Genomic DNA, 26882 nt, shown 5'->3' with positions numbered 1-26882 from the left:
ATCCATCATGCGCCGGCTGCTTCGTCCGCTCTGGGTTCTGCTCGCGCTGATCTTTCTGCTCGAGGCGTGGCTGTGGGACCGCGTCGAGCCGATCATTGCGCGCGTTGTCGCGCTGATTCCGCTGCCGCGCCTGAAGGCGTGGCTTGCAGACCGGATCGAGCATCTGTCGCCGGCGCTCACGCTGATCGTGTTCGCGGTGCCAGTGGTTGTTCTTTTTCCGCTCAATTTCGTTGCGGCATGGCTGCTGGCGCACAAGTACTTCGTCGGTGCGACCACGCTGATCATTCTTCAGAAAGTTCTTGGCGTCGGGATCGTCGCGTTCGTGTTCGACGTGACGCGCGAGAAGCTGTTGCGGATGGGCTGGTTCCGCGCGCTCTATGAATTCATCCTCGATCTGCGCGCGCGGGCGGTGGCGATCGTCGCGCCATTCAAGCGGGCCATTGCGCAATGGATGAGGCGCTTTCGCCGCCGCGCGTCGCCCGGTTTTATCGCGCGGTTGCGCCGGCGAATGCAGGCGTCGCGATCATCATCGTGAAACGGGGTCATCCTGTGCGGTCGAACCGTGGATGAAAAGGTCTCGGCCTCCAGCCGAAATCCCGTGCAGCGCTCGAGCCATCGAAAACAAGGTCCTTTGACATTCGCGCGCCCATCTCGGCATTCGCGTTGGGAAAGGCGCGGCGCGCCATGTGGAAAGCAGCGCGCCACAGCAATGGGGGCATCGGAATGATCCGGCGCGGTTTGCCGAGGCCGTCGAAAATGCGTCCGATCATTTCACGATACGTGACGGTCTCAGAGCCGGGGACATTGTAGGTATGGTTGATCGCGGCTTCACTCGCCGCCGCCTGCAACGCGCCAATGGCGAGGTCCTCGGCGTGAACCGGCTGGCGAAGCCCCTTGCCAAGTCCCGCCAGCGGGAAGAATTCAAATCTTGCGATCAGTCGCGCCAGCCGCGAGATGCTTGGATCGCGGCCCTCGTCATAAATGATGGTCGGCCGCAGGACTGTCCACGCGATGCCGTGCTTTCCGCATTCCGCTATGGCTTGTTGCTCGCTGTCTGCAAGCATCTGCACTTGCTTTCGCTCCTGTGCATCGGCAGAGGAGAGCTTTGTCAGAACGCTGGTGGATGTGAAGAAGACGACGCGCCGGAGGCCGCTGCGTGCAAACGAAGGCAGCGCGCCTGGAAGAAAATGACAGTGCGCTGTGCAATACAGCGTCTGGAACGGCGGAAATGAAAGAGCGCCGGCGTCTTCAAGGTCGCCGGCGAACCATTGGATGTCGCGTGTATCGGTATGCGGCAATCGCGAGAGGGCGAATGGATGTTCGCCCGCCGCAATCAGCTGTTTGACGATGTGGCGGCCTACAAGCCCGGTTGCGCCAAGGACAAGGCTTTGCATCTCCTATTGCAGCGAGCGGCTACATCAGGTGCACGGCATGGGGGGCGAACAGTCCGATTGCGGTGAAAGCCAGTCCGGTAAGTGCGAGCGCTCCCGCCACCCAGGCCAGCGCGACCATGCCCGTGATGATGGTCGCCGAAGCCAGCACGATCCCGATCTGGAAAGCCGCAGATGCCACCTCGTAATGGTGATAGCGCGCCATGGCGAGATCGCGCGCTTCCTCGGCCTTCTTGGCGCGGGCGGCGAGCTGTTCGGAGCCTTCGCCGGTCTCGGGTTCGGAGCGATAGCGGGCCGCAGCTTTGTTCCAGTCGTCGATCTGCTTGGCCAGCGCCGCCTTCTGGGCATCGTCGCCCGACAGGCCAAGGCTGAGTTTGGCGTGTTCGGCCACTGCCTGCACCGTCGTGCGCCGGATGCTCTTGGCCTGGAAGAAGGCCCAGAGGTTCGAGGCCTCGACGTTCTTGCTGATGGATTCGGTCTGGGCGCCCTTGCCGAGGGTCTCGGAGAACGCGAGGAAAAGCGCAATCACGGCAATCAGCAATGCGATCTTCTTGTTGGAGCCGGAAGCGTGCTCGGCATGCTCCGCGTGCTCCATGCTTTCATGTGCGCCCATCGTAAAACGTCCTCCCGGTCAAAATCGAGCAACGATTGACCGAACTGCGGTTCGCACGCAAGAGGCGATGCGATGACAAGACACGACTTATTTGTGTCACGCTCTGGGGTGAGCGGTCTTGTAGACGTCCAGCAACCGGTCGGCGTCAACGCCGGTGTAGATTTGCGTGGTCGAGAGTGACGAATGGCCGAGCAATTCCTGGATGGCGCGCAGGTCGCCGCCGCGTGTCAGCAGATGAGTGGCGAAGGAATGACGCAGCGCGTGCGGTGTTGCGCTGTCGGGCAGCCCGAGTGCCCCGCGCAGCCGCTCGATGGTCAACTGGATGATGCGCGGCGAGAGCGGGCCGCCCCGTGCGCCGACAAAGATCGCGCCGTCCTGTGCAATCGTGTGCGGGCACATTGCGACATAATCCTGAATCAAGGACAGCACATTTTGCAAAACCGGCACCATGCGGGTCTTGTTGCCCTTGCCGGTGACGACGATTACATCGCCTTTGCCGGGCAGCGGCACGTCGCGCTTCTTGAGGCCGAGCGCTTCGGAAATGCGCAGGCCCGATCCGTAGAGCAGGGCCATCACCGCGGCGTCGCGCGCCCAGATCCATGGCTCGCGATTTTCCCCCGCACGAATGTCAGCGTCGGTCATTTGCCGCGCGGACGTCATCTGAATCGGCTTCGGCAGGCTCTTGCCGATCTTCGGCGCGCGGATTGCGGACAATGCGCCGACCTTGCCCTTGCCTTCGCGCTCCAAAAACCGCCCGAACGAGCGCAGGCCTGCCAACGCGCGCATCAGCGAGCGCCCGCCGATGTCGTCTGAGCGCCGCGACGACATGAACGCGCGCACATCGGTGGCTTCGATGGCGGCGAACTGTTTCAGGGTGACGAGGCCACCCCAGTGTTCGCTCAGGAACACGAGGCACTGGCGCAGGTCGCGGGCATAGGCTTCCAGCGTCTTGGGCGACAGCCGCCGTTCCGCGCGCAGATGGGACAGCCAGTGCGTGATCTCGGCCATGAGGTCCGGCGCAGCGCAGGTGAGCTGTGCGCCTTCCGGGCTGGCTTCGGTTGCAGGGACGGCTTTGACCATCATATGTCTCGCGATACCCATGTCTGAGATACCTGCGCTTGACAGGAATCGGTTTATCGCACCCTTTTCCTTATTCACCCCTTAATCTGGACCCCCTTGGCCATGGCAAGACGAGTTGTCGACGTCCTTGTGCCGGTGGCCCTGAACCAGACCTATTCCTATCGCGTTCCCGAGGGCGTCGAGCTGAATCCGGGGGATGTGGTCAGCGTTCCGCTGGGACCGCGCGATGTCACGGCGGTGGTCTGGGCAGACAATCCGAACCCCGATCCCCGGCTGCACAATCGTCTGAAAGATACCGGCGCCAAGCTGGACGTGCCGCCGCTCAAATCCGAGTTGCGCAGCTTCGTCGACTGGGTTTCCAACTACACGCTGTCGGCACGCGGCATGGTGCTGCGGATGACATTGCGCATGGGCGAGCATCTGGGGCCTGAGCGCGTGCGTCCGGGTGTGCGGCTGGTTGGCGCGCCGCCGCAGCGCATGACGGTGGCGCGCCGCCGCCTGATCGATGTGCTGTCAGACGGATTGCTTCATTCGAAATCCGATGCGTTGAGAGAAGCCGGCGTCAGCGCCGGTGTGATCGACGGTCTCGTCGATGAAGGCACGCTGGTCATCGAGCCGATGCCGCGCGACATGGCGCCGCCATCGCCGGACCCATCGTTCGCAGAGCCCGACTTTTCGCCAGAGCAGCGCATTGCGGCGGATGCGATGAAAGAACTCGTATCGAAGAGCGAGTTTCAGGTCGCCTTGCTCGATGGTGTAACCGGCTCCGGAAAAACCGAAGTTTATTTCGAGGCGGTGGCGGAAAACATCAAGTGCGGCCGGCAGACCATGATCCTGATGCCGGAGATTGCGCTGACCGGGCAATTCCTCGATCGGTTCAGCGCGCGCTTCGGGGTGCGGCCGATCGAATGGCATTCGGAACTGACGCCGCGCACCCGCGCGCGCAACTGGGCTGCGGTCGCGGCGGGCGATGCACCGGTGGTGGCGGGTGCGCGCTCTGCGCTATTCCTGCCTTACGCCGATCTCGGACTTATCATTGTCGATGAGGAGCATGACCAGGCCTACAAACAGGACGAAGGCGCGCACTATCACGCGCGCGATATGGCGGTGGTGCGCGGCTCCATCGCGAAAATTCCGGTCGTGCTGTGTTCGGCGACGCCCTCGGTTGAGTCCGAAGTCAACGCACGCAAGGGCCGCTATCGCCGCGTCGCGTTGCCGTCGAGATTCGGCGGCCAGCACATGCCGCAGATCGAGGCGATCGATCTCAAGCGCGAGGGCCCTGCGCGTGGGCGGTTCATCTCGCCGCGCCTGGCTGAAGAAATCAAGATCGCGATTGAACGCAGGGAACAGGCGCTGCTGTTCCTGAACCGGCGCGGCTACGCGCCGCTGACCCTGTGCCGCGCCTGCGGACATCGCTTCGCCTGCACCATTTGCGATGCGTGGCTGGTGGATCACCGTTTTCGCCAGCGGCTGGTCTGCCATCACTGCGGATTCTCGATGCCGCGCCCGCATCAGTGCCCGCACTGCGGCGCTGAGGAATCCCTCGCCGCCATCGGTCCCGGCGTGGAGCGTCTGCAGGAAGAAGCTGCGAATCTTTTTCCGGACGCGCGCACCATGGTGCTGTCGAGCGATCTTATCACCGACATCGAGACCATGCGTTCGGAACTGAATGAAATCGCCGAGGGCCGCGTCGATATCATCATCGGCACGCAGCTGGTGGCGAAGGGACATAACTTTCCGCGGCTCAATCTGGTCGGTGTCGTGGACGCTGATCTTGGTTTGGGCAACGGCGATCCGCGCGCCGCTGAGCGCACGTTTCAGCTGCTCAATCAGGTGATCGGCCGCGCCGGGCGCGAACAGGGACGCGGCGTCGGCTATCTCCAGACCCATCAGCCCGAACACCCGGTAATGAAGGCATTGGTCGCATCGGATCGCGAGGCGTTTTATGCCAGCGAAATCGAGGCGCGCGAACGCGCGCTGTATCCGCCGTTCGGGCGGCTGGCGTCGCTGATCATTTCGGCAGGCGATCGTCCGGCCGCCGAAGGTTTTGCGCGCAAGCTTGCATCCGCGGCGCCCCTCGACGAGCGCGTCCAGGTGCTTGGCCCTGCGGAAGCGCCGCTCGCGGTCATCAAGGGCCGCTACCGGTTTCGCATCCTGGTGAAGTCGGTGCGCAGCATGGACCTGTCCGCCTATATGCGGGACTGGCTCGCAGTTGGGCCGAAGACCAAGGGTAATCTCAAGCTTGAGATCGATATCGATCCGCAGAGTTTTCTCTAATCAGCGTATGAAAAAGGCCGGTGCAACCGGCACCGGCCTTTTCAACGCAACTTTACGCGACTCACTGTTACTCAACGCTTACTGAACTTCTGCGACCACGTGGCCGACGCCACGGCCGGTGAGGCCGACGGCGCGGGCGGCGCCTTTCGACAGATCCAGCACGCGGCCCTTGATGAACGGGCCGCGGTCATTGACGGTCACGACAACGCTGCGGCTGCCATGGGTGACCTTGAGGCGGGTACCGAACGGCAGGGTCCGGTGGGCAGCGGTCATGGCTTCCTGATTAAAGCGCTGGCCGGACGCAGTCTTGCTGCCTGACTCGTTGCCGTAAAAAGATGCCTTGCCCGAAAATGTGCGGCCGGAGCCGATGGAGGCGTTGGCATCGCGCCAGGATGATTTGCGGTGGCCGGCTTCGCTTGCGGTGGCGCCCAGCGCCAGCATGCCGACGGCGATCAAAGCGATGGAGGCATTCCGATTTTTCACGGGTTGCCCCGGCACGCGCTTGATAGCGGCGATCATATAGTTGTCCCTCGTTCTGGTATATTCATCCAACGTCTGGCTAAATCGAGCCAGCGCTTACGTGGTTGGATGGATCATTCCATAATGAGGCATAAGCACGGCGATGGATTTCGTTCCTTAAATCATCACGTATTTGGCTGAAAAATGAGAATAGCCTTACCAGCTACTGGATTACTTGGTTTTTAGAAGGACGTAAGGAAACTATACTTTTCTATACTGAAGAGTTCACAAAATTGTTGGCAGCTGGAAGTAAACGCAAAATCGCCCAAATGGTTTCCTGCATGCGCAGTGTGCAATGCTCCATGCGTAAAACGGGCAGCCCAAGGATACTTGCCGCTGCTTGGTTCGTCGGGAGGAGTGGTTTCAGGCGAATCAGTCAGGTCGGCGCACAATCACGCCGTGCCAGCCGAGTCCGCGATAGGTCTCGTAGCCGGGGGTGGCATGGAACGCGACGCTGGTGCCGTCGGGACGGGTGTAAAATCCATGGGACTGGTTCCCGGTCTCGATCTGAAAATGCTGGTCGAGGGTGTTTGTCCCTTCGGATGAGGCGATGACCCTGTGATGCGCGTCCACCAGCAGCACGGCGGTTCTGGCTTTTTCCTCCGGTTCGATACGGACGCCGCGGACAATGGTCTCGGCCTGAGGCGCCCAGTCGAAATGGATCGCCAGAACGCCAAGAGGGGCGCCATGGCTCTCGCCGCCGGCCCGCACCGACGCCGCATAGGTTGCGACCTGCGCGCCTTTCAGTCCCGGAGCCACGCTGATGTCGCCGACCGCATAATCGTCGCCGGACGCGAGGCGAGACGCCTGCACGAACCACGGCTCCTGCGACACATCGAGACCCGCGACCGAATAGCGATCGGGCCGTCCGTTCGCCAGCACCTTGCCGTGCAAACTGCAGAGCCAGAGATCCAGATAGACTGTGTAGGCGTTCAGGATCACGCCCAGCCGCTTTGAAGCGTAAGCGACCGACTGCGGCGTGACGTTTGCCGCGCAGTCAACGACGGCGCTGTCGGTGGCCCACCAGCGCACATCGCAGGTTCGCTCATAGAGATTGCGATCGATGATCTCGATGGCATTCAGCGCAAGATCAACCATGCGCGTGCCCATCGCCGCATTGGCCATGGACTGGGTGTGAGCACTCAATGAATCGATCTGCGCCGTCAGCTCTCTTTGTAGTTGCTCGGAAATCAGCCCGACATTGGCGGCGATTTCGCGCACCTCGGCGGCGACCACGGAGAATCCGCGGCCATGGGTGCCGGCGCGCGCGCTTTCGATCATCGCGTTCAATGCGAGCATCCGGAGCGAACCGGTGACGCGCTGGATGCCGCTGATCTTGTCGGCTGCGCTGGTTCGCAGGTCGTTGGTCAGTTCAATGAGTTCGGAAATGGAAACGGTGTTTTCGCCGGCGCGCGGACCGGCTGATTTTGGAAGCGGCATTGCTCACCACGTATTGCTTCACGAGCCGAAGCCGTGACGGGCCGGCGCCATTGCCGGTCCGAATCGCTTTTGTGCGATGCGCAATGATGACTGATCCCAGTCTAAGAACAATCGCGTATTGTAGAAATTAATCCTTAGTTTCAAATAGTTAGCCTCTGCATGTGCTGCTTTTCTGCGCTTTCGGACTCGAAATTGAGCATCATGCAATGGGGAGTTCGATGCGGACGCGCTGGATGCGACTGCATTCATCAGGGTGCCCGGAATAGAAGCTGGCATGGCGGCGATGGATCGCGAACAGCAGGCCGCTCCCGCGCCGAGGAATTCTTTCCGCGCAGCAGCAAGTGTGACGTGAAGCGTGCGACAAAGCGGCGCCAGCAAAAATGCGTTCGCAATCGCCGTCATGTTGCACCTGCGCGCGCCCTATGTTAGCAAAACCGCGATTTTGGGCTGCTGGGTAGATCGCTCCGGCCAGAAATCGAAGTCCCGCTTGAATTCCAAGGACTTGGATCGCTTGGTGTCGTGACCGACGCCGTTCTCCAGCGACGGTCGTTTCCTTGGTCATTCGACAGCTAGAAGAGATTTTTGTGGCAGCTGAAGATCCCTCCGTATCTGGCGTGTCCGGCCGTTATGCGACGGCTTTGTTCGAACTGGCGCGCGATCAGAAGTCGGTCGATGCCGTGAAGGCCGACCTCGACAAGTTTTCTGCCATGCTGGCCGACAGCCCTGACCTCCTGCGGCTGGTGCGCAGCCCGGTGTTTACCGCCGACGCACAGGTCAAGGCGCTTGGCGCCGTGCTGGCCAAGGCCGGCATCAGCGGCATCGCCGCGAATTTCCTGAAGGTCCTGACCGCCAATCGCCGGCTGTTCGCAGTCGCCGATGTCATTAGGGCGTTCCGCGCGCTGGTCGCCAAGTTCAAGGGCGAGGCCACCGCGGAAGTCACCGTCGCCGAGCCGCTCAGCGATACCAATCTCGACGCTCTCAAGGCCGCACTGAAATCAGTGTCGGGCAAGGACGTCGATCTCAACGTGAAGATCGATCCGTCGATCATCGGCGGGCTTGTCGTCAAGCTCGGCAGCCGCATGGTCGACAGCTCGCTTCGCACCAAACTCAATTCGATCAAGCACGCGATGAAAGAGGCAGGCTGATGGACATCCGCGCCGCGGAAATTTCCGCAATCCTCAAGGACCAGATCAAGAATTTCGGCCAGGAAGCCGAAGTCTCTGAGGTCGGTCAGGTTCTCTCGGTCGGCGACGGCATCGCCCGCGTCTATGGTCTGGACAACGTCCAGGCCGGCGAAATGGTCGAGTTCGAGAACGGCACGCGCGGCATGGCGCTGAACCTTGAAAGCGACAACGTCGGTATCGTTATTTTCGGCGCCGACCGCGAGATCAAGGAAGGCCAGACCGTCAAGCGCACCCGCGCCATCGTGGACGCGCCGGTCGGCAAGGGACTTCTGGGCCGCGTCGTCGACGCGCTCGGCAATCCGATCGACGGCAAGGGCCCGATCCAGGCGACTGAGCGCAAGCGCGTCGACGTCAAGGCACCCGGCATCATTCCACGCAAGTCGGTACATGAGCCGATGGCGACCGGCCTCAAGGCGATCGACGCCCTGATCCCCGTCGGCCGCGGCCAACGCGAGCTGATCATCGGCGACCGTCAGACCGGCAAGACCGCGATCGCGCTCGACACCATCCTCAACCAGAAGCCGCTCAACGTGGCGGGCGCTCCGGAAGGCCAGAAGCTGTATTGCGTCTATGTCGCGATCGGCCAGAAGCGCTCCACCGTCGCGCAGTTCGTGAAGGTGCTCGAAGAGCAGGGCGCGCTGGAATATTCCATCGTCGTCGCGGCGACCGCCTCGGACCCGGCTCCGATGCAGTACCTCGCGCCGTTCACCGGCTGCACCATGGGCGAGTACTTCCGCGACAACGGCATGCACGCAGTTATCATCTATGACGACTTGTCCAAGCAGGCCGTCGCTTATCGCCAGATGTCGCTGCTGCTGCGCCGTCCGCCGGGCCGCGAAGCTTATCCGGGCGACGTGTTCTACCTGCACTCCCGCCTGCTCGAGCGTGCTGCGAAGCTCAACGACGACCACGGCAACGGCTCGCTGACCGCGCTGCCGGTCATCGAGACCCAGGCCAACGACGTGTCGGCCTACATTCCGACCAACGTGATTTCGATCACCGATGGCCAGATCTTCCTTGAAACCGATCTGTTCTTCCAGGGCATCCGTCCCGCGGTGAACGTCGGTCTGTCGGTGTCGCGCGTCGGATCGTCGGCCCAGACCAAGGCGATGAAGAAGGTCGCCGGCAAGATCAAGGGCGAGCTCGCGCAGTATCGCGAAATGGCGGCGTTCGCGCAGTTCGGCTCCGACCTCGACGCTTCGACCCAGCGCCTGCTGGCGCGCGGTTCGCGCCTGACCGAACTCCTGAAGCAGCCGCAGTTCTCGCCGCTGAAGATGGAAGAGCAGGTCGTGGTGATCTACGCCGGCGTCAACGGTTACCTCGACGCTATTCCAGTCGCCAAGGTGCGTGAGTTCGAAGAAGGCCTGCTGTCGCTGCTGCGCGGCAAGCACGTCGATCTTCTCAACGCGATTCGCGACTCGAAGGACCTGTCCGACGACAACGCCGCGAAGCTGAAGGCTGCCGTCGAAGGCTTCGCCAAGACGTTCGCTTAAGAAATCATCGCCGCGCCGATCAATATCGCGCGCGGCGAAATCGGGGTTGCGATCCGCTGTCCGGCTGGATCGTCAGGGTGAGATAAAGAATGGCGTCTCTCAAGGACATGCGTGTCCGCATCGCCTCCACCAAGGCGACGCAGAAGATCACCAAGGCCATGCAGATGGTTGCGGCGTCGAAATTGCGCCGTGCCCAGACCGCGGCTGAAGCGGCGCGTCCCTATGCCGAGCGCATGGACGCCGTGATCAGCAATATCGCGGGCGCGGCCTCCGGCTCGGACTCCGCACCGGCGCTTCTGAAGGGCACCGGCAACGACAAGGTTCACCTACTGCTGGTCTGCACCGGCGAGCGCGGCCTTTCGGGCGCGTTCAACTCGTCCATCGTGCGCCTGGCGCGCGAGCGGGCGCTGTCGCTGATGAACCAGGGTAAGGACGTCAAGTTCTTCTGCGTCGGCCGCAAGGGCTATGAGCAGCTCCGCCGTCAGTTCGACAAGCAGATCGTCGAGCATGTCGAGCTGCGCTCGGTGAAGGTGCTCGGCTTCAAGAATGCCGAGGACATCGCCAAGCAGGTGATCGCGATGTTCGAGGCGGGCGACTTCGATGTCTGCACGCTGTTCTATTCGCGCTTCAAGTCGGTGATCGCTCAGGTCCCGACCGCGCAGCAGATCATTCCGCTGCTGCTCGAGGAAAAGGAAACCTCCGGCGCGGCCGCGATCTACGACTACGAGCCTGCCGAAGACGAAATTCTTTCGAGCCTGCTGCCGCGCAATCTCGCGGTGCAGATTTTCCGCGCGCTGCTCGAAAACAACGCGTCGTTCTACGGCGCGCAGATGAGCGCGATGGACAACGCGACCCGCAACGCCGGCGACATGATCCGCAAGCAGACGCTGATCTATAACCGCACCCGCCAGGCGATGATTACCAAGGAACTGATCGAAATCATCTCCGGCGCCGAAGCCATCTGAGCCGACCGCCGCACAGACCGAGTTTTAAGGAGACTATCCCATGGCATCACCCGCCAATCAGACCGGACGCATTTCGCAGGTTATCGGCGCCGTCGTCGACGTGAAGTTCGACGGCTATCTGCCGGCCATTCTCAACGCCATCGAAACCACCAACCAGGGAAACCGTCTGGTGCTCGAGGTCGCACAGCATCTCGGTGAATCCACCGTGCGCGCGATCGCGATGGACACCACCGAAGGTCTGGTCCGCGGCCAGGAAGTGAAAGACACCGGCGCGCCGATCAAGGTGCCGGTGGGTGACGGCACCCTGGGCCGCATCATGAACGTCGTCGGCGAGCCGGTCGACGAGCAGGGCCCGATCAAGGCCGAAGGCGACCGCGCCATCCATCAGGAAGCGCCGCTCTACACCGACCAGTCGACTGAAGCTGAAATTCTCGTCACCGGCATCAAGGTCGTCGACCTGCTGGCGCCTTACGCCAAGGGCGGCAAGATCGGCCTGTTCGGCGGCGCCGGCGTCGGCAAGACCGTGCTGATTCAGGAACTGATCAACAACGTCGCGAAGGCGCACGGCGGTTACTCCGTGTTCGCAGGCGTCGGCGAGCGTACCCGCGAAGGCAACGACCTCTATCACGAGTTCATCGAATCGGGCGTCAACAAGAAGGGCGGCGGCCAGGGTTCGAAGTGCGCCCTCGTCTACGGCCAGATGAACGAGCCTCCGGGCGCCCGCGCCCGCGTCGGCCTCACCGGCCTGACCGTCGCCGAGCACTTCCGCGATCAGGGCCAGGACGTGCTGTTCTTCGTCGACAACATCTTCCGCTTTACCCAGGCAGGTTCGGAAGTGTCCGCTCTGCTCGGCCGTATTCCTTCAGCGGTGGGTTATCAGCCGACGCTCGCCACCGACATGGGCGCGCTGCAGGAGCGCATCACCACCACCAACAAGGGTTCGATCACCTCGGTGCAGGCCATTTACGTTCCGGCCGACGACTTGACCGACCCGGCGCCGGCAACCTCGTTCGCCCATCTGGACGCAACGACCGTGCTCAACCGTGCGATCTCTGAAAAGGGTATTTATCCGGCGGTGGACCCGCTCGACTCGACCTCGCGCATGCTCTCGCCGCTGATCGTCGGCGAAGAGCACTACCAGACCGCGCGCCTCGTCCAGCAGGTGCTGCAGCGCTACAAGTCGCTGCAGGACATCATCGCCATTCTGGGCATGGACGAACTGTCCGAAGAGGACAAGCTGACCGTGGCTCGCGCCCGCAAGGTCGAGCGCTTCCTGTCGCAGCCGTTCCACGTCGCTGAAATCTTCACCGGCTCGCCGGGCAAGTTCGTCGACCTCGCCGATACCATCAAGGGCTTCAAGGATCTCTGCAACGGCAAGTACGATCACCTGCCGGAAGCCGCGTTCTACATGGTCGGCACCATCGAAGAAGCCGTTGAGAAGGGCAAGAAGCTCGCAGCGGAAGCGGCGTAATCACGATGGCGACCTTCCACTTCAATCTCGTATCGCCTGAACGAATCGCCTTCTCGGGCGAAGTCGAGCAGGTCGATCTTCCCGGCGTCGAGGGCGATCTCGGCGTGATGGCCGGGCATTCGCCGCTGGTCACGACCATCCGTCCTGGCGTCATGACGATTACCGCTGGCGGCAAGCACGAGAAGGTCATCGTGCTCGGCGGCCTTGCGGAAATCTCCGACAAGGGCCTCACGGTTCTTGCGGACACCGCGACGGCGGTGGCGGAGCTGGACCTGGCGGCTTTCGCCGACAGCATCGCTCAGATGGAAGAGGATCTGAAGGAGAAGGAAGGCACGGTCCTCGATCAGGCGATCGAGCGGCTCGATCACTTCAAGACCATTCAGCGTCAGGTCGTCAGTGCAACCGCGATGCATTGAACATCAGGTTGATCGGAAACGTAAAAAGCCCTGCAACGCAGGGCTTTTTTGATTCGTGCGACAGGTTATTTTCCCGCAAATTTCGTGAATTCCTGAACCACGCGCTCATAAACCGGGCGCTTGAACGGCACGATCAGCTCGGGAAGATTCTTCATCGGCTCCCAGCGCCAGTCGATGAACTCCGCCTTGTGACCGGCGGGTGATGCGACATTGATCTCGCTGTCCTTGCCGGTGAAACGCATCGCGTACCACTTCTGCTTCTGACCGCGGAAGCGGCCCTTCCAGGCCCGTCCGGCCACCGTGCGCGGGATGTCGTAGGTGAGCCATTCGGAAACTTCGCCAAGCTTTTCGACCGATTGGGCGTTGGTCTCTTCATAGAGCTCGCGCTTGGCGGCGGCCCAGGTATCTTCGCCACTGTCGACGCCGCCTTGCGGCATCTGCCAGACATGAGTCTGGTCGACATGTTCCGGGCCGCCGATGCGGCGGCCGATGAATACAAGCCCCTCCGGGTTGATCAGGGTAATCCCGACGCAGGTCCGGTAGGGCAGATCGTCGTAACGCGCCATACTGCTAAAGCCTTTGATCCCCGACCGGTATCAGCACCAATCGCGTCTTGTTCTCTCGTTCGCGTGACCATCTGCCCGGTGATGGGTTCCGGTCGGCCATCAGCTTGATTTTGGTTTCAGCATGGTTGTTGTCAACGGCACCAGCGCGATGCCGCGGCCGTCCAGTTGCCGGGCCCAGGTTCCGATACGGTCGATCGAGATCGGCAGCGCCGATGCGACCCCCACGGCCGTTCCGCGTTCCTTCGCAAGCGTCTCCAGCCGCGCCAGCGCGCGGTCAATCTCCGCGGGTGTCGGCACGGTGTCGATGCTGACATCGGCCCTTGCGAACGGCATTGACTGGCCTTCCGCGATTACGCTGGCGACGCTGCGCGGCGCGCTGCCGTCGTCAAGCCAGGCGAGGCCGCGCCTTGCAGCTTCCTTGACGATCGGTTGCATCGCTGTGTCGGTTGCGACAAAGCGCGATCCCATGAAATTGGCGATGCCGACGTAGCCCTGAAAGCGGCTCATGTGCCATGCGAGGCGATCGGCGTTCTGCTCGGCGGACAGTGTCGTCAGCAGCGTCTGCGGGCCGGGATCGTTGTCCGGATAGTCGAACGGCTCCATCGGAACCTGCAACAGAACTTCGTGCTTCTGCGCGCGGGCGCGCTCGACCAGCTTGCCGGGGTCTGATCCGTAGGGCGTGAAAGCAAGCGTCACGGACCCCGGAAGCTTGGTGATAGCATCAGCGGTTTTCGCCGCACCGACGCCAAGTCCGGAGATGACGATCGCGATGACGGGCTTCTTCGCGGCCATGGCGCGCTCGGCGTCGCTGCCAGCCGCATAGGCCCGGAAAGGCTTCAGCCCGTCCGCAGCCACAGGGATCATGCCATAGCGCGACGTTTCCAGCAGCTTTGGATTGACGCCTGCGATCACGGCTGGCGGTGCATCCGCATTGGCCGGAGCGTCCGTACCTGCGCCCACGACCACGCTTTGCCGTGCCCCGCTGGAACCGTCGATGATGGTCACCGTCTGCTGGCCGCTGGCCGGCGGTGCCGTGGCTTCTTTCGGCGCCGCGGGTGTGGTGCTGGCCGGCTTTGGAGCGGTCTCTGCGGGCAGTTTGGCGGGATCGTAGGCCACCTTCGCCAGCGGCTCGCCGCCCATCGGATTCTGGTTGAAAATCGCGAAGCCGAGAAAGACCACCAGAAACAGCCCGAGCAGCCCCGCAATCGCCTGCGGTGCCGTGAACGGAAGCCGGTATCGCCGCTTGCGCGGTCGATCCTGTCCGAGCGGGGCGCTCAGATCGTCGGTGGTCACTGCCCTCAACCCTCGCGAATCAATCGCCGAATCCTACCACGGCCCCCGATAGGGCGGCCCGCAAAGGCTTGGTTCCGCTGGGATCGGGTCAGCAAAAAGGGCGGCCCGAGGGCCGCCCTGATCGGATGGGAGATACTGGCGCGCTTAGTTCGCGGCCTTGTTCGAAGCCTTGTCGGTCGGAGCGGGAGCCGACGTGGTCTGCTTGATGCCGTGCAGGAGGTCCGCAGCCATCTTCAGCGCCTTGTCGTCCTTCGCATCCGGCGGCACGTAGGATTGCGACCCGGTCTCTTCCTGGCCTTCAGCCTTGAGATGGCCGCGCAGCGAAGCTTCGCCCTTGGTGTCGGTCTTCGACTTCAGATCGTCCGGCACATCCTGCAGAACTTCGATATCCGGGATGATGCCCTTGGCCTGAATCGACTTGCCCGATGGCGTGAAGTAACGCGCAGTGGTCAGCCGCAGCGCACCGTTGCCGGAGCCAAGCGGAATGATGGTCTGCACAGAGCCCTTGCCGAACGAGCGGGTGCCGAGCAGCGTGGCGCGCTTGTGGTCCTGCAATGCGCCAGCGACGATTTCCGACGCAGATGCCGAGCCGCCGTTGATCAGCACGATCACCGGCTTGCCCTTGGCGAGATCGCCGGGCTTGGCGGTGCGGCGCTGGGTTTCCTCGGCGTTGCGGCCACGGGTCGAAACGATTTCGCCCCGGTCGAGGAACGCGTCGGACACCGACACAGCTTCCTCAAGCAGGCCGCCCGGATTGTTGCGCAGGTCGAGGATGTAGCCCTTGAGCTTGTCCGAACCGATCTGGTTGGTCAGGTTCGCCATCTCGCGCTTCAGGCCTTCGGTGGTCTGCTCGTTGAAGGTGGTGACTCGGATATAGGCGATGTCATCGCTCTCGACGCGCGCGCGCACCGAACGCACCCGGATGTTGTCGCGCGTCAGCGTGATCTCGAGCGGCTTGTCCTGGCCCTTGCGGATGATCTTGAGCTTGATCTTGGTGTTGACCGGGCCGCGCATCTTCTCGACGGCCTGGTTCAGGGTCAGACCCTGAACGGCCTCATCGTCGAGCTGCGTGATGATGTCGTTGGCCATGATGCCGGCCTTTGAAGCCGGTGTCTCGTCGATCGGCGACACGACCTTGATCAGGCCCTCTTCCATCGTGACTTCGATGCCGAGGCCGCCGAACTCGCCGCGTGTCTGCACCTGCATGTCGCGGAAGCTCTTCGCATCCATGTAGCTGGAGTGCGGATCGAGGCCGGTAAGCATGCCGCTGATCGCGGTCTCGACGAGCTTGCTGTCATCCGGCTTCTCGACATAGTCGCTGCGCACACGCTCGAACACATCACCGAACAGATTGAGTTGACGGTACGTGTCGGAGGACGCCGCGCGTGCGGTCGATCCCACCAGGGCCGAGCGCGGCTGGGTGAGAAGGAGTGTTGCCGCTGCGCCTGCTGCGACGCTGAGGAGAACCAGGGAAGTCTTGCGCATCATCCGCGAACCTTTTGGCCTTCACTTGCGGCCCACCATGGACCAGAATCGATTGGAGCGCCGTCCTTACGGAACTCGATGTAGAGCACAGGCTGGCTAGACGCTGCCGCCAGAATTGACGCGACCTGAGACGTGGTCCCCATCGTCGCGACCGGTTCTCCTGTTAGAACAAACTGTCCGATCGTGACCGAAATACGTTCCATACCGGCGATAAGCACATGATACCCGCCGCCCGCATTGAGGATCAAGAGTTGTCCGTAGCTCCGGAAGGGGCCGGAGTAAACAACCCAGCCATCACAAGGTGTTGTGACCTGCGCGCCCGGCCGGGTGGCGATGGAAATGCCTTTTTCTTGGCCTCCCGTGCCGTCGGAACCGCCAAAATTGCGGATCCGGGTGCCGTTAACCGGAATTCGCAATAGTCCTTTCGCGGAACCAAAGGCGATCGCCGGGCTCAGCCGCGCCGAATCCTTCAAAGCGCCCAGATCGGGCTTGCCATTGAGGGACGCCGGGGTGCCCTTCAGCTCGGCCGCCGCTGCGGCCTTTGCCGCCGCTTTCACGTCCTGCTCCATCTTGGCGATGAGATCCTGGAGGCTTTCAGTTTGTCTGGACAGCGCGATGGCGCGTTGCCGCTCCGCCTCCATGTCCTTTTCCGCCTCCGTCTGCGTTTTCTGCCGTTCCTGCACCAGCGCCGCGAGCCGTGCACGATCGTCGTTCAGTTTGTCGCGGTCGCGCGCGAGCCGGTCGCGTTCTTCCGAAATATTTTTGCGCAGGCTAACCAGTTCGCCAAGATCGCTGGCAAGCTTGGCGGCCCGCGCGCGCATGTCCGGCACCACTGCGCCCAGCAGCATTGCGGTGCGTAGCGACTGCAGCGCGTCTTCAGGTCTTACAAACAGCGCCGGCGGTGCGCGGCGTCCGGCACGCTGGAGGGCCGCGAGCACCTCGGAAATTTCATCGCGGCGCGATTCGAGCGAGGCGCGAATCTGAAGCTCGCGTGCATCCAGCGGACGCAGCCGGCCTTCCGTATCCGCCATCTTGCCTTCGACATCGCGCACCTGCGAGGCGATGCCGATCAGTTGCTGGTTCAGCTTGGAACGATCCTGACCGATAGCAGCGATATCGGCCTTGAGCTTCTTCTCCAGCTCGGCGGCCTTTTTCTGTTGTTCGCGCGCGGCCTCCAGCTCCTGGGTGCGCTGCTTGATTGCTTCGGGATCGGGAGCGGTAATCTGTTTGGCTGCGCTTTGTGCGACAGCCGGAGCGATGCCTGCAAGATGCAAGGCTGAAACCACCAGCGACAACATTGCCCCGCGCGAAAGCCGGCGCGGTGTTAGCGAGCGTGCATAGCCTGTCGCGTCAGTCACGTGCGGTTGGATCTTTCATGCGCGTATTTCAGTTGGCACTGGTTTTTGCGAACAGAATACACGCCAGATTATACTATGCGCGGTGGTACGGGTGGCCGGATAAAATCGTCGCGGCCCGGTAAATCTGTTCCAGCAGCATGACGCGCACCATCTGATGCGGCCATGTCGCCTTGCCAAACGCAACGCTGAGGTTCACATTGCGCCGCAATTCAGGCGAAAGTCCGTCCGCTCCGCCGATTAAAAAAACAGCGGTTGGAACCGATTCGTCCCGCCAGCGGCCAAGATGCCGCGCGAACGTTGCGCTGTCGATGGTTTCGCCGCGTTCGTCGAGCGCGATGATGGACGATTTGTCAGGAATCAGTGCTGAGATCGCGGCGGCTTCATCCGCCATGCGGGCCGCAGTGTCGCGCGCGCGGCTTTCCGGAATTTCATGAATCTCAAGGCCGCGAAATCCGAGCTTGCGGCCGATATCATCGAACCGGTCGCGATAACGATCAGCAAGCTCCCGCTCCGGGCCTTGTTTCAGGCGGCCAATGGCGATGACAACGATGCGCATGGCGCGCAAACTAACATGCGCGCAAGCACATGAACACGTGCAGGCTCACCGCTTCTCAGCGGGCCTTTGCCGCCGGCTTGTCCGAGGTCCACATCTTCTCGAGATTGTAGAACTCGCGGACTTCCGGCCTGAACACATGCACGATCACGTCGCCGGAATCGATCAGCACCCAGTCGCAGTTGGGCAATCCCTCAATATGAGGGGCTGCGATTCCGCTTTCTTTGAGGCCCTTCGCCACGTTTTCCGCAATCGCGCCGACGTGACGGTTGGCCCGCCCGGAGGTCACGATCATGTAGTCAGTGATGGAGGATTTGCCGCGGAGGTCGATGGTGATCGTTTCTTCCGCCTTCATGTCGTCAAGGCGGGAGAGGATCAGGTTCAGCGTCTCGTCGGCGTCAGGTCGCGCCTTCAAGACGGGAGCAGGCGTCGCTTCAGCACGAGGCTTCGACAAGGCTGCCTTGGACAATACAGATGTGGTCAGGGACCATTCCTTTCACTGTATCGCGAGCGCCGAATCCTGGCGCCCACCTTCATCATACGCATGTGGGGTTAATGGTTTCAATCTTCCAGATATCGAAGCGATAATTTGCGCTTTGCTGTTGCCGGAAAACGTCATCGCGAACCGGCATCCTTCCAGCTTCCGTCCGGGTTCCGCAGCCGCGTCGAGGACAGGCTGGATTTCAGCCCGGTGAGGAAGGTCCAGGCTGGGGCCCGCCGGCGCGCCAGTGTTCCCGCACTCCGCTCGTCGATGCGGTAGGGCATCAGCGTTTGTGCAGCGATGGAGGAAAGGGCACGGAAGCTGTCAGGCGGGCGGTCGACCACGGCGATCGGGACCATGCTGGCGATGTGCTGCCAGTTTTCCCAGCGGCTGAATTGCGCGAGATTGTCAGCGCCCATGATCCATACAAAGCGAACACCGGAGCAGCGGCGGCGCAGATACGAAATCGTGTCGGCAGTGTAGCGGGTGCCGATGACGGTTTCGAGACAACTGACATCGATGCGCGGATGGTTCGCAACTCTCTGTGCGGCGATCATGCGCTCGCGCAGTGCGTGCAGCGAGCCGTTGTTCTTGAGCGGATTGCCGGGGGACACCAGCCACCAGATGCGGTCGAGCTGTAGCCGTTTCATCGCGAACAGGCTGATGGCGCGATGCGCGTCGTGCGGCGGGTTGAATGATCCGCCGAGCAGGCCGATGCGCATTCCGTCGGCATGAAGCGGAAGGGCGCGGGGCAAGTGAACTGCCGCGGTCTCTGGCGCGTCGCTCACGGGCGCGCAATTCACGGGCGTGTCTGTCCTGTGCCGTGGACGCGATACTTGAAACTGGTGAGTTGCTCGGCCCCGACGGGGCCGCGCGCATGGAACTTGCCAGTGGCGATACCGATTTCCGCACCGAAGCCGAATTCGCCGCCGTCGGCGAACTGCGTCGAGGCATTATGCAGCACGATGGCTGAATCCACCTCGTTGAGAAATCTTTCGGCGGCCTTCGCGTCTTCGGTGACGATGGCGTCGGTGTGATGCGAGCCATAGCGCTCGATATGCGCGATGGCCTCGTCGAGGCCGTTCACGAGCTTCGCGGAAATGATGGCGTCTTCGTATTCGGTGGCCCAGTCTTCGTCGGACACAGGCTTCACGCGCGCGTCGGCGCGCTGAATGTCCGCGTCGCCGCGCACTTCGCAACCGGCGTCGAGCAGCATTGTCACCAGCGGCTTGAGCTGCTTGTCGGCGGCCGCCTTGTCGATCAGCAGCGTTTCCGCTGCGCCGCAGACGCCGGGACGGCGCATCTTGGCATTGAGCACAACGCTCTTGGCCATGTCTGGTGCTGCCGCCTTGTCGACATAGACATGATTGACGCCTTCGAGATGGGCGAACACCGGCACGCGTGCTTCGTCCTGCACGCGGGCGACGAGATTCTTGCCGCCGCGGGGCACGATGACATCGATCGCACCATTAAGGCCGCCGAGCATCAGGCCAACTGCCGCACGGTCGCGGGTCGGCACCAGCGAAATGGATTCTTCGGGAAGTCCTGCCTTGCGCAAGCCTTCGACCAGGCATTGATGAATCGCGCGGCACGACCGGAAACTGTCCGAGCCGCCACGCAGGATCACGGCGTTGCCGGACTTGAGGCACAACGCGCCGGCGTCGGCCGCCACATTGGGGCGGCTCTCGAAGATCACGCCGACGACGCCGAGCGGCACGCGCACGCGCTCAATGGTCATCCCGTTGGGCCGTGCCCAGCTTTCGGTGACGATGCCGACGGGATCGGGAATCGCCCGCACCACATCGATGCCGTCGGCCATCGCCTTGATGCGCGCCTCATTGAGCGCGAGACGATCGACGAACGCGCTGCTCATTCCACCGGCTTTCGCCTCGGCGACGTCTTCAGCGTTGGCGGCCAGAATCTTTTTGGCATTGGCGCGAATGGCTGCCGCCATGGCAGCCAGTGCGGCATCCTTCTGCTCGCTCGGGGCAAGCGCCAGCGTCCGCGCGGCGCGGCATGCACCAACGCCGAGATTGGCCATCAGCGCGGTCAGGTCGGGAGCGCCATCAAGAGCTTTGAGCGGAGCGGACATGTCGGTCTATGTGGGGTTGGAATGCCTGTAAGGCCATGCTCTAGCACAGAAATTCGGACCCGGCGAGCCGCCGGGAACATGGCTGCCCGGCGGGATGGGTCAGTGGCCGAGGGGGCGCCCCGCTAGGCCATTGGCCGTGCTCGGGTTTGCCCGGGAGCGCTATTTCGCGCTGTCGGTGCCGCGCGGGCCGCCGACCACCAGGTCGTCGCGATGGATCATTTCCGCGCGGCCACTGATGCCGAGGATTTGCGCTGCGTCCGAGGACGAGCGTCCCTTGATCTGGTCGGCATGGTCCGCGTCATAGGCGACAAGACCGCGGCCGATCTCATGGGTGTCCGGGCCGCGCACCACCACGGCGTCCCCGCGGGCGAACTGCCCGTCGACCCGGATCACGCCGGCCGGCAGGAGGCTCTTGCCTGCTCGCAATGCCGCGACCGCACCTGCGTCGATGGTGAGCGTACCCTTCGGCTCGAGCGAACCTGCGATCCAGCGCTTGCGCGCAGTGACGGGATTGGCCGGGGTGAGAAACCATGTGCAGGGCCCGCCATCGGCAATGGCCTGCAGCGGATGTTCGATCTTGCCCGATGCGATCAGCATGTGCGTGCCGGCGGAGGTTGCGATCTTCGCGGCCTCGATCTTGGTGCGCATGCCGCCGCGCGACAGTTCGGATTCGGCCGCGCCTGCCATCGCCTCGATATCCGCGGTGACGGATTCGACGACAGGAATGAGCTTGGCGTTCGGATTCGCCGACGGCGGCGCGGTGTAGAGACCGTCAATGTCTGAAAGGAGGATGAGCAGATCCGCGCTGGTCATGGTGGCGACGCGCGCGGCGAGACGGTCGTTGTCGCCATAACGGATTTCGTTGGTGGCGACGGTGTCGTTCTCGTTGATCACCGGCACGGCGCGCCACTCGAGAAGTTTCGAGATGGTGGAGCGCGCATTGAGATAGCGCCTCCGCTCTTCGGTGTCCTGCAACGTGACCAAGATCTGTCCGGCGCCGATGCCGTAATGGCCGAGCACACCGGACCAGATGCGCGCGAGTTCGATCTGGCCGACGGCGGCGGCGGCCTGGCTTTCCTCGAGCTTGAGCAGGCCGCTCGGCAATTTCAGGCGGCTGCGGCCGAGTGCGATCGAGCCCGATGAAACAACGAGCACATCCTTGCCTGCGTGATGCAGCTTGGCGAGATCGGCTGCGAGTGCGGCCAGCCATGATGCGCGGACTTCGCCGGCGCTGGAATCGATCAGCAGCGACGATCCGACCTTGACGACGATGCGGCGGAAATTATTCAGTTCGGGATTCGACATCGGAAAATCAGCGTGTAATGGGCTTAAGTTGAATTGCGAATGAGAGCGTCAGCGGCCGAGCGGTGTCCAGCCTGACGGCTGCTCCGGCTCCGGGTCCGCCGGGCTCTCAGTCGCCTTCTTCGCTTTCGCCGATACCGGCGCTTCGCCGATCACGGACAACAGTGCGCGCAATGCTTCCGGCACGCCTTCGCGCGACACGCTCGAGAGCAGCAGCGGCGTCTTCTTCGCCGCCCGCTTCAGCCGCGCCTTCTGATCCTTGAGATGTTCCGGCGTGACGGCGTCAATTTTGCTCAGCGCGACGATCTCGATCTTGTCGGCGAGATTCTCGTCATACGCCTCCAGTTCGGTGCGAACGGTCTTGTACTCCTTGCCGGCATGTTCGGATGTCGCATCGACCAGATGGAGCAACACGCGGCAGCGCTCGACGTGACCGAGGAACCTGTCGCCGAGGCCTGCGCCTTCATGCGCGCCCTCGATCAGTCCCGGAATGTCAGCCAGCACGAATTCTCGTCCGTCGATGCCGACGACGCCAAGCTGCGGATGCAGGGTCGTGAACGGATAGTCGGCGATCTTCGGCTTTGCCGCGCTGACCACCGAGAGGAAGGTGGACTTTCCGGCGTTGGGCAATCCGACCAGACCGGCGTCCGCAATCAGTTTCAGCCGCAGCCAGATCCAGCGCTCTTCGCCGGGCTGGCCGGGGTTGGCGTTGCGCGGTGCGCGATTGGTCGAAGTCTTGAAGTGCGCGTTGCCGAAGCCGCCATTGCCGCCCTTCGCCAGGACGAATTTTTCGCCGACCTCGGTGAAGTCGTGGATCAGCGTCTCGCGGTCCTCGTCGAAGATTTGCGTGCCGAGCGGCACCTTGAGCACGATGTCCTTGCCGCCCGCGCCGTGACGGTCTGAGCCCATGCCGTGGCCGCCCTTCGGCGCCTTGAAGTGCTGCTGGTAGCGATAATCGATCAGCGTGTTGAGGCCGTCCGCGACTTCGACAATGACATCGCCGCCGCGTCCGCCATTGCCGCCCGACGGGCCGCCAAACTCGATGAACTTCTCGCGACGAAATGCCACGCAGCCGTTTCCGCCGTCACCGGAGCGGATATAGACCTTGGCTTCGTCGAGAAACTTCATTGGTTTTCCATTGCGCCTTGATCGGCAAAAGGCCCGGTTTGCCGCGTTCAATCGCGTTCCGGGCGTGTGCGCCAATGTATGCGCCATGGGTGCGCGAGCGGCAACCGATTCATGCGTAATATCGCACCAAAGGCTGCATTTGCGGCGGTTGCGGTAAACGTCCTGGCCTCCTAAACAACCCGTCCAGCCGCATTTTGGTCCCATTCACGCTCGGCGACGCAGCCATGTTCGCAAAACTCTCGGCAGAGGCCGGCAACCGCTCGGCCGCGCTTGCAGGCATCGCGCTGATGCTGCTGGCCGTCTGGATGTTTTCGTTCGGCGACGCCATCGGCAAGTTCATTGTTGCGACCTACACGGTCGGCCAACTGCTGCTGCTGCGCGCGGTGGCGAGTCTCATCCTGCTGTCGCCGGTGATCTGGCGTCACCGCAACGCCTTCCGGACCATTCAGAGGCCCGGACTGCAAGTCATCCGAGTGGTGCTTTCGACTCTGGAAGTTGCGGCATTCTTCGCGGCGTCGGTCTATCTGCCGCTTGCGGATGTCATCACCTACTATCTCGCAGCGCCTATTTTTGTGACTGCCGCCTCGGCGATCTTCCTCGGCGAAAAGGTCGGCTGGCGGCGCTGGAGCGCCATCGTCGTCGGCTTCATCGGCGTCATCATCGCGCTGCGTCCGTCCACGCAAGCCTTCAGCTGGCCGGCGATGATCGCGCTGGCGGGCAGTTCGTCGTTCGCAGCGCTCATGATTATTACGCGCTCGCTGCGCGGCACGCCCGATGTCGTGCTGACAACGGCGCAGTTCTGCGGAACGCTTCTGTTCGGCGTGATCGTGGCGCCGTTCGGCTGGATCACGCCGACCCTGCCGGATCTTGGCCTTTTCGCATTGGCAGGCTGCATTTCCATCGTGGCTGCGCTCGGGGTCAACCGTTCGCTCAAGCTCGCTCCGGCCAGCGTCGTCGTACCCTATCAGTACACGATGATCATCTGGGCGGTGATCTTCGGCTATGTCGTGTTCGGTGATGTGCCCTCGGTGGCGATGCTGGTGGGTGCTGCGGTCATCATCCTGGCCGGCCTCTACATCTTCCTGCGCGAACGCGACCTGGTTCGTGAGGAGCCGGTCGTGGTGCCTCCGCCCGGATGAGCCTTTCATTGCAAAGCCTGCGAAGGGCCGCGCCGCGATCATCCAGGCTGGCGGGCATTCTATTCATGCTCGCGGCCATCACGATTTTCTCGCTGGTGAATGTCTTCAGCAAGGTGATGGTTGCGACCTATCCGCCGGCGCAGCTGTTCTTCATCCGCGGGTTTGCTGCCATCGCAACGCTGATGCCGTTTCTTGCCCGCGACAATTTCGCGGCGATGCGCCATGTGCCGCGGCCCGGTTTGCAGGTGCTGCGCATGGCGATGTCCGTTGCCGACGGTATGCTGTTCTTCACGGCCATCAAGTACATCCCGCTGGCGGACGCCACCACCTGCTATCTGGCCGCGCCGATTTTCGTTACAGCCTTCTCCGCGATTTTTCTGCGTGAGCAGGTCGGCTGGCGGCGCTGGACGGCCGTTGTCGTGGGGTTCGTGGGGGTCATCATCGCGCTGCGCCCCACTGGCGCAGCCATTTCCTGGCCGGCCTTGATCGCGCTGGCGGGTTGTCTGTGCCAGTCGGTGTTCATGATCGTGACGCGTTATGTGCGCGGCACGTCCAACTTTCTTCTGGCCATGACCCAGGTGGTGGGCTCGTTTGTCTTCGGCGGAGTCATGTCCGCGTTCATCTTCCTTCCGCCGACATGGCTGATCGTTGTTCTGTTGCTGATCAGCGGCACGGTCAAATGTGGTTGCCGTGCTGTGCCTCAACCGGTCGCTGATTCTGGCGCCTGCCAGTGTGGTGGCGCCGTTTCAGTACACGATGATCGTGTGGGCGGTTGTGCTGGGATTTCTGGTGTTCGGCGATGTGCCGTCACCGAACACGATAATAGGGGCGACCATCGTCGCCTGTGCGGGAATCTATATCTTCCTGCGCGAGCGCGCGGTCATGCATCGCGAGCCTGAGCCCAATCCGCCCACGGTGGTTTAGTGCATGATCCTCCCGGCGCTCCGGAGAGGATCATGCCTTGTCGGCTCACCGCCGCGTCGAGTTGCGCCAGCTCTTGATCGACGACCACACGCCGCGCTCGAGCTTGAAGCGATCGACCGGTGTCGACGATCCGAGCGCGAGGAAGCGGTGCAGTTCGACGCCGGTCCACTGGAAGCCGCACTTCTCCAGCACGTGACGCGAGGCCGGGTTCAGCACGCGCGCGCCAGCCAGCAGTTCGTCGATGGCAAATTCCTCGAAGGCGTAATCGATCACGGCGCGCGCGGCTTCCGTGGCAAAGCCCTTGCCCCAGTGATCGACGCCAAAACAGTAACCCAGTTCCGGCGCGTTCTCGTCTTCCCAACTCAGGCCGACAAGCCCGACCGCGGTACGCTCGCGCTCGACAAGGAAAACGGTATCGACAGTGCCTGCGACGGTGTTCACGAAGCTGATGGCATCGTCCAGCGAATAGGGATGCGGCACGCGGCGCAGATTAACGGCCACACGCTTGTCACCCACGACATGCGCAATGGCTTTTACGTCCGCGAGCGTCGGCTGACGCAACACCAGCCGATCGGTCTCGAGGACGACGGCTCTTGATTCCAGCAAGATGGGCGTTGGCTTTTCCAGCAACATGACAAGGCTCCTTCATGTGCCCGTCCCCAACGGGCGCAAACGAAAAGGGGAGGCCGGTTTACCCGTCTCCCCTTTCGAGCCTTCTGGCGCTCTGCCGGTTCAACGAGACCCGGCAGACGCGATGTGTCTACCGTTTATTCAGCCGCTTCCGCCATCGGAATAACCGAGACGAAGGTGCGGCCGTTGGCTTTGGCGCGGAATTCGACCTTGCCTTCGATCTTGGCGAAAAGGGTATGGTCCGTGCCCATGCCGACGTTAAGGCCGGGATGCCAGGTCGTGCCGCGCTGACGGGCAATGATATTGCCCGGAATCACGTGTTCGCCGCCGAACGCCTTGACGCCAAGGCGCTTGCCAGCTGAGTCGCGTCCGTTGCGCGAAGAACCGCCTGCTTTTTTGTGAGCCATCGCTCCGTCTCCAAACTTGCGTCTAGTGTATAGACCGATTCCTTGACGGAATCATTTCACTTTTTGTCGCTCTTTGCCTTCGGTGCTGCCTTTTTGGCGGGGGCCTTTGCGGCAGCTTTCGGAGCTGCCTTTTTGGCCGGAGCCTTCTTCGCAGCCTTGGCGGGAGCATCACCCTCGGCGGATGGTGCTTCGACCTTCTTTTCCTTCTTCGGGCGCGGACCCACGCTCGGAGCCTTGCCGTCGGTCAGAATCTCGGTGACGCGGATCACCGTGATTTCGTCGCGATAGCCGCGCTTGCGCTTCGAATTCTTGCGGCGGCGCTTCTTGAAGGAAATCACCTTCGGGCCGCGCTTGTGGTCCAGCACTTCGGCCGCCACGGATGCGCCACTCACGAACGGCGCGCCGAGGACCGGCGTGTCGCCGCCCACCACCATTACTTCGCCAAGTTGCACGATCGTTCCGACATCGCCGGCGATCTTGCCAATCTCGAGCACATCATCAGGAACGACACGGAACTGCCGGCCGCCGGTTTTGATGACTGCGAACATCGTTTTTTTCCTTCGTGTTCGATTCCGATGCTCGGATGAAATCCGGCCCGGCTTCTTGTTCAGTCGCTATGGGTTCAATTGTCTGCGTCGCTACAACGTCGAGGCTGCGGCCGCGCAAAAACAAACG

General features: G+C 62.5%; 27 protein-coding genes and 1 pseudogene. 9 read left to right on the top strand and 19 right to left on the bottom strand.

All coding sequences use genetic code 11. The annotated features are described in order from the left end of the window. Window positions 1–7 precede the first annotated feature (7 nt). Window positions 8–535, top strand: coding sequence for a hypothetical protein (locus I554_RS0109730; RefSeq protein WP_029659479.1), 528 nt, complete (start codon window positions 8–10; stop codon window positions 533–535). Between the two features lie 7 nt (window positions 536–542). Here the strand turns inward: I554_RS0109730 and I554_RS0109725 are convergent, their stop codons facing one another. From I554_RS0109725 to I554_RS0109715, 3 genes are all read right to left on the bottom strand, one after another. Continuing rightward, window positions 543–1394: an NAD-dependent epimerase/dehydratase family protein gene (locus I554_RS0109725; RefSeq protein ID WP_024576678.1), complete on the bottom strand. Its 852-nt coding sequence runs from the start codon at window positions 1392–1394 to the stop codon at window positions 543–545. A gap of 19 nt (window positions 1395–1413) precedes the next feature. Continuing rightward, a complete protein-coding gene (locus I554_RS0109720; RefSeq protein ID WP_024576677.1) occupies window positions 1414–2004 on the bottom strand; it encodes a DUF4337 domain-containing protein in 591 nt (196 codons plus the stop codon). A gap of 96 nt (window positions 2005–2100) precedes the next feature. Next, window positions 2101–3012 (bottom strand): tyrosine recombinase XerC, encoded by a 912-nt coding sequence (locus I554_RS0109715; protein ID WP_152527629.1) that lies wholly within the window; start codon window positions 3010–3012, stop codon window positions 2101–2103. 174 nt (window positions 3013–3186) lie between these two features. On the opposite strand from I554_RS0109715, the gene I554_RS0109710 reads away from it, so the two are divergent. Next, window positions 3187–5361 carry a primosomal protein N' gene (locus tag I554_RS0109710; RefSeq protein ID WP_024576675.1) on the top strand — a complete coding sequence of 725 codons (2175 nt, stop codon included), beginning with the start codon at window positions 3187–3189 and terminating at the stop codon, window positions 5359–5361. 78 nt (window positions 5362–5439) lie between these two features. Here I554_RS0109710 and I554_RS0109705 read toward each other — a convergent pair whose 3' ends face one another. From I554_RS0109705 to I554_RS26855, 3 genes are all read right to left on the bottom strand, one after another. Then, entirely contained in the window at window positions 5440–5880 is a 441-nt protein-coding gene (locus I554_RS0109705) for a septal ring lytic transglycosylase RlpA family protein (RefSeq protein ID WP_024576674.1), read from the bottom strand. Between the two features lie 372 nt (window positions 5881–6252). Then, window positions 6253–7320, bottom strand: a complete 1068-nt coding sequence (locus tag I554_RS0109700) for a methyl-accepting chemotaxis protein (RefSeq protein WP_024576673.1) — start codon at window positions 7318–7320, stop codon at window positions 6253–6255. Between the two features lie 18 nt (window positions 7321–7338). Beyond that, the gene (locus I554_RS26855) at window positions 7339–7722 is read right to left on the bottom strand and encodes a hypothetical protein (RefSeq protein ID WP_152527624.1); all 384 of its coding nucleotides are present in this window, start codon (window positions 7720–7722) and stop codon (window positions 7339–7341) included. Between the two features lie 182 nt (window positions 7723–7904). Here I554_RS26855 and I554_RS0109690 point away from each other — a divergent pair, with 182 nt between their 5' ends. The 5 genes from I554_RS0109690 (at window position 7905) to I554_RS0109670 (ending at window position 12849) form a co-directional block, all read left to right on the top strand. Next, window positions 7905–8465, top strand: coding sequence for a F0F1 ATP synthase subunit delta (locus I554_RS0109690; protein WP_024576672.1), 561 nt, complete (start codon window positions 7905–7907; stop codon window positions 8463–8465). Beyond that, complete coding sequence (atpA, locus tag I554_RS0109685) at window positions 8465–9997, top strand: F0F1 ATP synthase subunit alpha (RefSeq protein WP_024576671.1); 1533 nt, start codon at window positions 8465–8467, stop codon at window positions 9995–9997. Before I554_RS0109690 ends, atpA begins: the two co-directional genes overlap by 1 nt. An 89-nt stretch (window positions 9998–10086) precedes the next feature. Then, complete coding sequence (locus tag I554_RS0109680; RefSeq protein WP_024576670.1) at window positions 10087–10962, top strand: F0F1 ATP synthase subunit gamma; 876 nt, start codon at window positions 10087–10089, stop codon at window positions 10960–10962. A 40-nt stretch (window positions 10963–11002) separates the two neighbouring features. After that, window positions 11003–12433: a F0F1 ATP synthase subunit beta gene (gene atpD / locus I554_RS0109675; RefSeq protein WP_024576669.1), complete on the top strand. Its 1431-nt coding sequence runs from the start codon at window positions 11003–11005 to the stop codon at window positions 12431–12433. 5 nt (window positions 12434–12438) lie between these two features. Next, window positions 12439–12849, top strand: coding sequence for a F0F1 ATP synthase subunit epsilon (locus I554_RS0109670; RefSeq protein ID WP_024576668.1), 411 nt, complete (start codon window positions 12439–12441; stop codon window positions 12847–12849). Between the two features lie 65 nt (window positions 12850–12914). On the opposite strand, the gene I554_RS0109665 is transcribed toward I554_RS0109670, so the two are convergent. The 10 genes from I554_RS0109665 to obgE all read right to left on the bottom strand — a co-directional run bounded on the left by I554_RS0109665 (window position 12915) and on the right by obgE (window position 23107). Further along, the gene (locus I554_RS0109665) at window positions 12915–13415 is read right to left on the bottom strand and encodes an RNA pyrophosphohydrolase (RefSeq protein WP_024576667.1); all 501 of its coding nucleotides are present in this window, start codon (window positions 13413–13415) and stop codon (window positions 12915–12917) included. A gap of 99 nt (window positions 13416–13514) precedes the next feature. Further along, a complete protein-coding gene (locus tag I554_RS0109660) occupies window positions 13515–14708 on the bottom strand; it encodes a divergent polysaccharide deacetylase family protein (protein ID WP_024576666.1) in 1194 nt (397 codons plus the stop codon). A 144-nt stretch (window positions 14709–14852) separates the two neighbouring features. After that, window positions 14853–16196 (bottom strand): S41 family peptidase, encoded by a 1344-nt coding sequence (locus I554_RS0109655; protein ID WP_024576665.1) that lies wholly within the window; start codon window positions 16194–16196, stop codon window positions 14853–14855. After that, entirely contained in the window at window positions 16193–17491 is a 1299-nt protein-coding gene (locus I554_RS0109650; protein ID WP_051358590.1) for a peptidoglycan DD-metalloendopeptidase family protein, read from the bottom strand. Before I554_RS0109650 ends, I554_RS0109655 begins: the two co-directional genes overlap by 4 nt. Window positions 17492–17624: 133 nt before the next feature. Further along, window positions 17625–18107 (bottom strand): 23S rRNA (pseudouridine(1915)-N(3))-methyltransferase RlmH, encoded by a 483-nt coding sequence (gene rlmH, locus I554_RS0109645; RefSeq protein WP_024576664.1) that lies wholly within the window; start codon window positions 18105–18107, stop codon window positions 17625–17627. Between the two features lie 55 nt (window positions 18108–18162). Continuing rightward, window positions 18163–18558, bottom strand: a complete 396-nt coding sequence (gene rsfS / locus I554_RS0109640) for a ribosome silencing factor (RefSeq protein WP_024576663.1) — start codon at window positions 18556–18558, stop codon at window positions 18163–18165. 161 nt (window positions 18559–18719) lie between these two features. Beyond that, entirely contained in the window at window positions 18720–19340 is a 621-nt protein-coding gene (locus I554_RS0109635) for a nicotinate-nucleotide adenylyltransferase (RefSeq protein WP_034461818.1), read from the bottom strand. A gap of 44 nt (window positions 19341–19384) precedes the next feature. Further along, window positions 19385–20677 carry a glutamate-5-semialdehyde dehydrogenase gene (locus I554_RS0109630; RefSeq protein ID WP_024576661.1) on the bottom strand — a complete coding sequence of 431 codons (1293 nt, stop codon included), beginning with the start codon at window positions 20675–20677 and terminating at the stop codon, window positions 19385–19387. Window positions 20678–20836: 159 nt separating this feature from the next. Further along, window positions 20837–21982 carry a glutamate 5-kinase gene (gene proB / locus I554_RS0109625; protein WP_024576660.1) on the bottom strand — a complete coding sequence of 382 codons (1146 nt, stop codon included), beginning with the start codon at window positions 21980–21982 and terminating at the stop codon, window positions 20837–20839. A gap of 48 nt (window positions 21983–22030) precedes the next feature. After that, window positions 22031–23107 carry a GTPase ObgE gene (gene obgE, locus I554_RS0109620; RefSeq protein WP_024576659.1) on the bottom strand — a complete coding sequence of 359 codons (1077 nt, stop codon included), beginning with the start codon at window positions 23105–23107 and terminating at the stop codon, window positions 22031–22033. A 224-nt stretch (window positions 23108–23331) separates the two neighbouring features. Here obgE and I554_RS0109615 point away from each other — a divergent pair, with 224 nt between their 5' ends. Together I554_RS0109615 and I554_RS25515 are read left to right on the top strand one after the other, a co-directional pair. Continuing rightward, window positions 23332–24246 (top strand): DMT family transporter, encoded by a 915-nt coding sequence (locus tag I554_RS0109615; RefSeq protein ID WP_024576658.1) that lies wholly within the window; start codon window positions 23332–23334, stop codon window positions 24244–24246. Then, window positions 24243–25170, top strand: a pseudogene (locus I554_RS25515) (DMT family transporter). Before I554_RS0109615 ends, I554_RS25515 begins: the two are co-directional and overlap by 4 nt. A 45-nt stretch (window positions 25171–25215) precedes the next feature. On the opposite strand, the gene I554_RS0109605 reads toward I554_RS25515, so the two are convergent. From I554_RS0109605 to rplU, 3 genes are all read right to left on the bottom strand, one after another. Next, complete coding sequence (locus tag I554_RS0109605) at window positions 25216–25803, bottom strand: GNAT family N-acetyltransferase (RefSeq protein WP_024576657.1); 588 nt, start codon at window positions 25801–25803, stop codon at window positions 25216–25218. A 134-nt stretch (window positions 25804–25937) separates the two neighbouring features. Further along, window positions 25938–26207, bottom strand: a complete 270-nt coding sequence (rpmA, locus tag I554_RS0109600) for a 50S ribosomal protein L27 (protein WP_006023191.1) — start codon at window positions 26205–26207, stop codon at window positions 25938–25940. A gap of 56 nt (window positions 26208–26263) precedes the next feature. Continuing rightward, window positions 26264–26755, bottom strand: a complete 492-nt coding sequence (gene rplU, locus I554_RS0109595; protein WP_024576656.1) for a 50S ribosomal protein L21 — start codon at window positions 26753–26755, stop codon at window positions 26264–26266. Window positions 26756–26882 lie beyond the last annotated feature (127 nt).

The sequence above is a fragment of the Afipia sp. OHSU_II-C1 genome, assembly GCF_000497575.1.
GTDB lineage: Bacteria > Pseudomonadota > Alphaproteobacteria > Rhizobiales > Xanthobacteraceae > Afipia.
Note: the sequence above shows the minus strand (reverse complement) of the source record. Positions and strands in the feature narration are given on the sequence as shown.

Excerpts from the sequence above, each read along its gene's own strand:
- I554_RS0109730 (WP_029659479.1), top strand. The coding sequence starts at position 8 with ATGCGCCGGCTGCTTCGTCCGCTCTGGGTTCTGCTCGCGCTGATCTTT.
- I554_RS0109725 (WP_024576678.1), bottom strand. The coding sequence starts at position 1,394 with ATGCAAAGCCTTGTCCTTGGCGCAACCGGGCTTGTAGGCCGCCACATC.
- I554_RS0109720 (WP_024576677.1), bottom strand. The coding sequence starts at position 2,004 with ATGGGCGCACATGAAAGCATGGAGCACGCGGAGCATGCCGAGCACGCT.
- I554_RS0109715 (WP_152527629.1), bottom strand. The coding sequence starts at position 3,012 with ATGGCCGAGATCACGCACTGGCTGTCCCATCTGCGCGCGGAACGGCGG.
- I554_RS0109710 (WP_024576675.1), top strand. The coding sequence starts at position 3,187 with ATGGCAAGACGAGTTGTCGACGTCCTTGTGCCGGTGGCCCTGAACCAG.
- I554_RS0109705 (WP_024576674.1), bottom strand. The coding sequence starts at position 5,880 with ATGATCGCCGCTATCAAGCGCGTGCCGGGGCAACCCGTGAAAAATCGG.
- I554_RS0109700 (WP_024576673.1), bottom strand. The coding sequence starts at position 7,320 with ATGCCGCTTCCAAAATCAGCCGGTCCGCGCGCCGGCGAAAACACCGTT.
- I554_RS26855 (WP_152527624.1), bottom strand. The coding sequence starts at position 7,722 with ATGACGGCGATTGCGAACGCATTTTTGCTGGCGCCGCTTTGTCGCACG.
- atpA (WP_024576671.1), top strand. The coding sequence starts at position 8,465 with ATGGACATCCGCGCCGCGGAAATTTCCGCAATCCTCAAGGACCAGATC.
- I554_RS0109680 (WP_024576670.1), top strand. The coding sequence starts at position 10,087 with ATGGCGTCTCTCAAGGACATGCGTGTCCGCATCGCCTCCACCAAGGCG.
- atpD (WP_024576669.1), top strand. The coding sequence starts at position 11,003 with ATGGCATCACCCGCCAATCAGACCGGACGCATTTCGCAGGTTATCGGC.
- I554_RS0109670 (WP_024576668.1), top strand. The coding sequence starts at position 12,439 with ATGGCGACCTTCCACTTCAATCTCGTATCGCCTGAACGAATCGCCTTC.
- I554_RS0109665 (WP_024576667.1), bottom strand. The coding sequence starts at position 13,415 with ATGGCGCGTTACGACGATCTGCCCTACCGGACCTGCGTCGGGATTACC.
- I554_RS0109655 (WP_024576665.1), bottom strand. The coding sequence starts at position 16,196 with ATGATGCGCAAGACTTCCCTGGTTCTCCTCAGCGTCGCAGCAGGCGCA.
- I554_RS0109650 (WP_051358590.1), bottom strand. The coding sequence starts at position 17,491 with ATGTTGTCGCTGGTGGTTTCAGCCTTGCATCTTGCAGGCATCGCTCCG.
- rlmH (WP_024576664.1), bottom strand. The coding sequence starts at position 18,107 with ATGCGCATCGTTGTCATCGCCATTGGCCGCCTGAAACAAGGCCCGGAG.
- I554_RS0109630 (WP_024576661.1), bottom strand. The coding sequence starts at position 20,677 with ATGTCCGCTCCGCTCAAAGCTCTTGATGGCGCTCCCGACCTGACCGCG.
- proB (WP_024576660.1), bottom strand. The coding sequence starts at position 21,982 with ATGTCGAATCCCGAACTGAATAATTTCCGCCGCATCGTCGTCAAGGTC.
- obgE (WP_024576659.1), bottom strand. The coding sequence starts at position 23,107 with ATGAAGTTTCTCGACGAAGCCAAGGTCTATATCCGCTCCGGTGACGGC.
- I554_RS0109615 (WP_024576658.1), top strand. The coding sequence starts at position 23,332 with ATGTTCGCAAAACTCTCGGCAGAGGCCGGCAACCGCTCGGCCGCGCTT.
- I554_RS0109605 (WP_024576657.1), bottom strand. The coding sequence starts at position 25,803 with ATGTTGCTGGAAAAGCCAACGCCCATCTTGCTGGAATCAAGAGCCGTC.
- rpmA (WP_006023191.1), bottom strand. The coding sequence starts at position 26,207 with ATGGCTCACAAAAAAGCAGGCGGTTCTTCGCGCAACGGACGCGACTCA.
- rplU (WP_024576656.1), bottom strand. The coding sequence starts at position 26,755 with ATGTTCGCAGTCATCAAAACCGGCGGCCGGCAGTTCCGTGTCGTTCCT.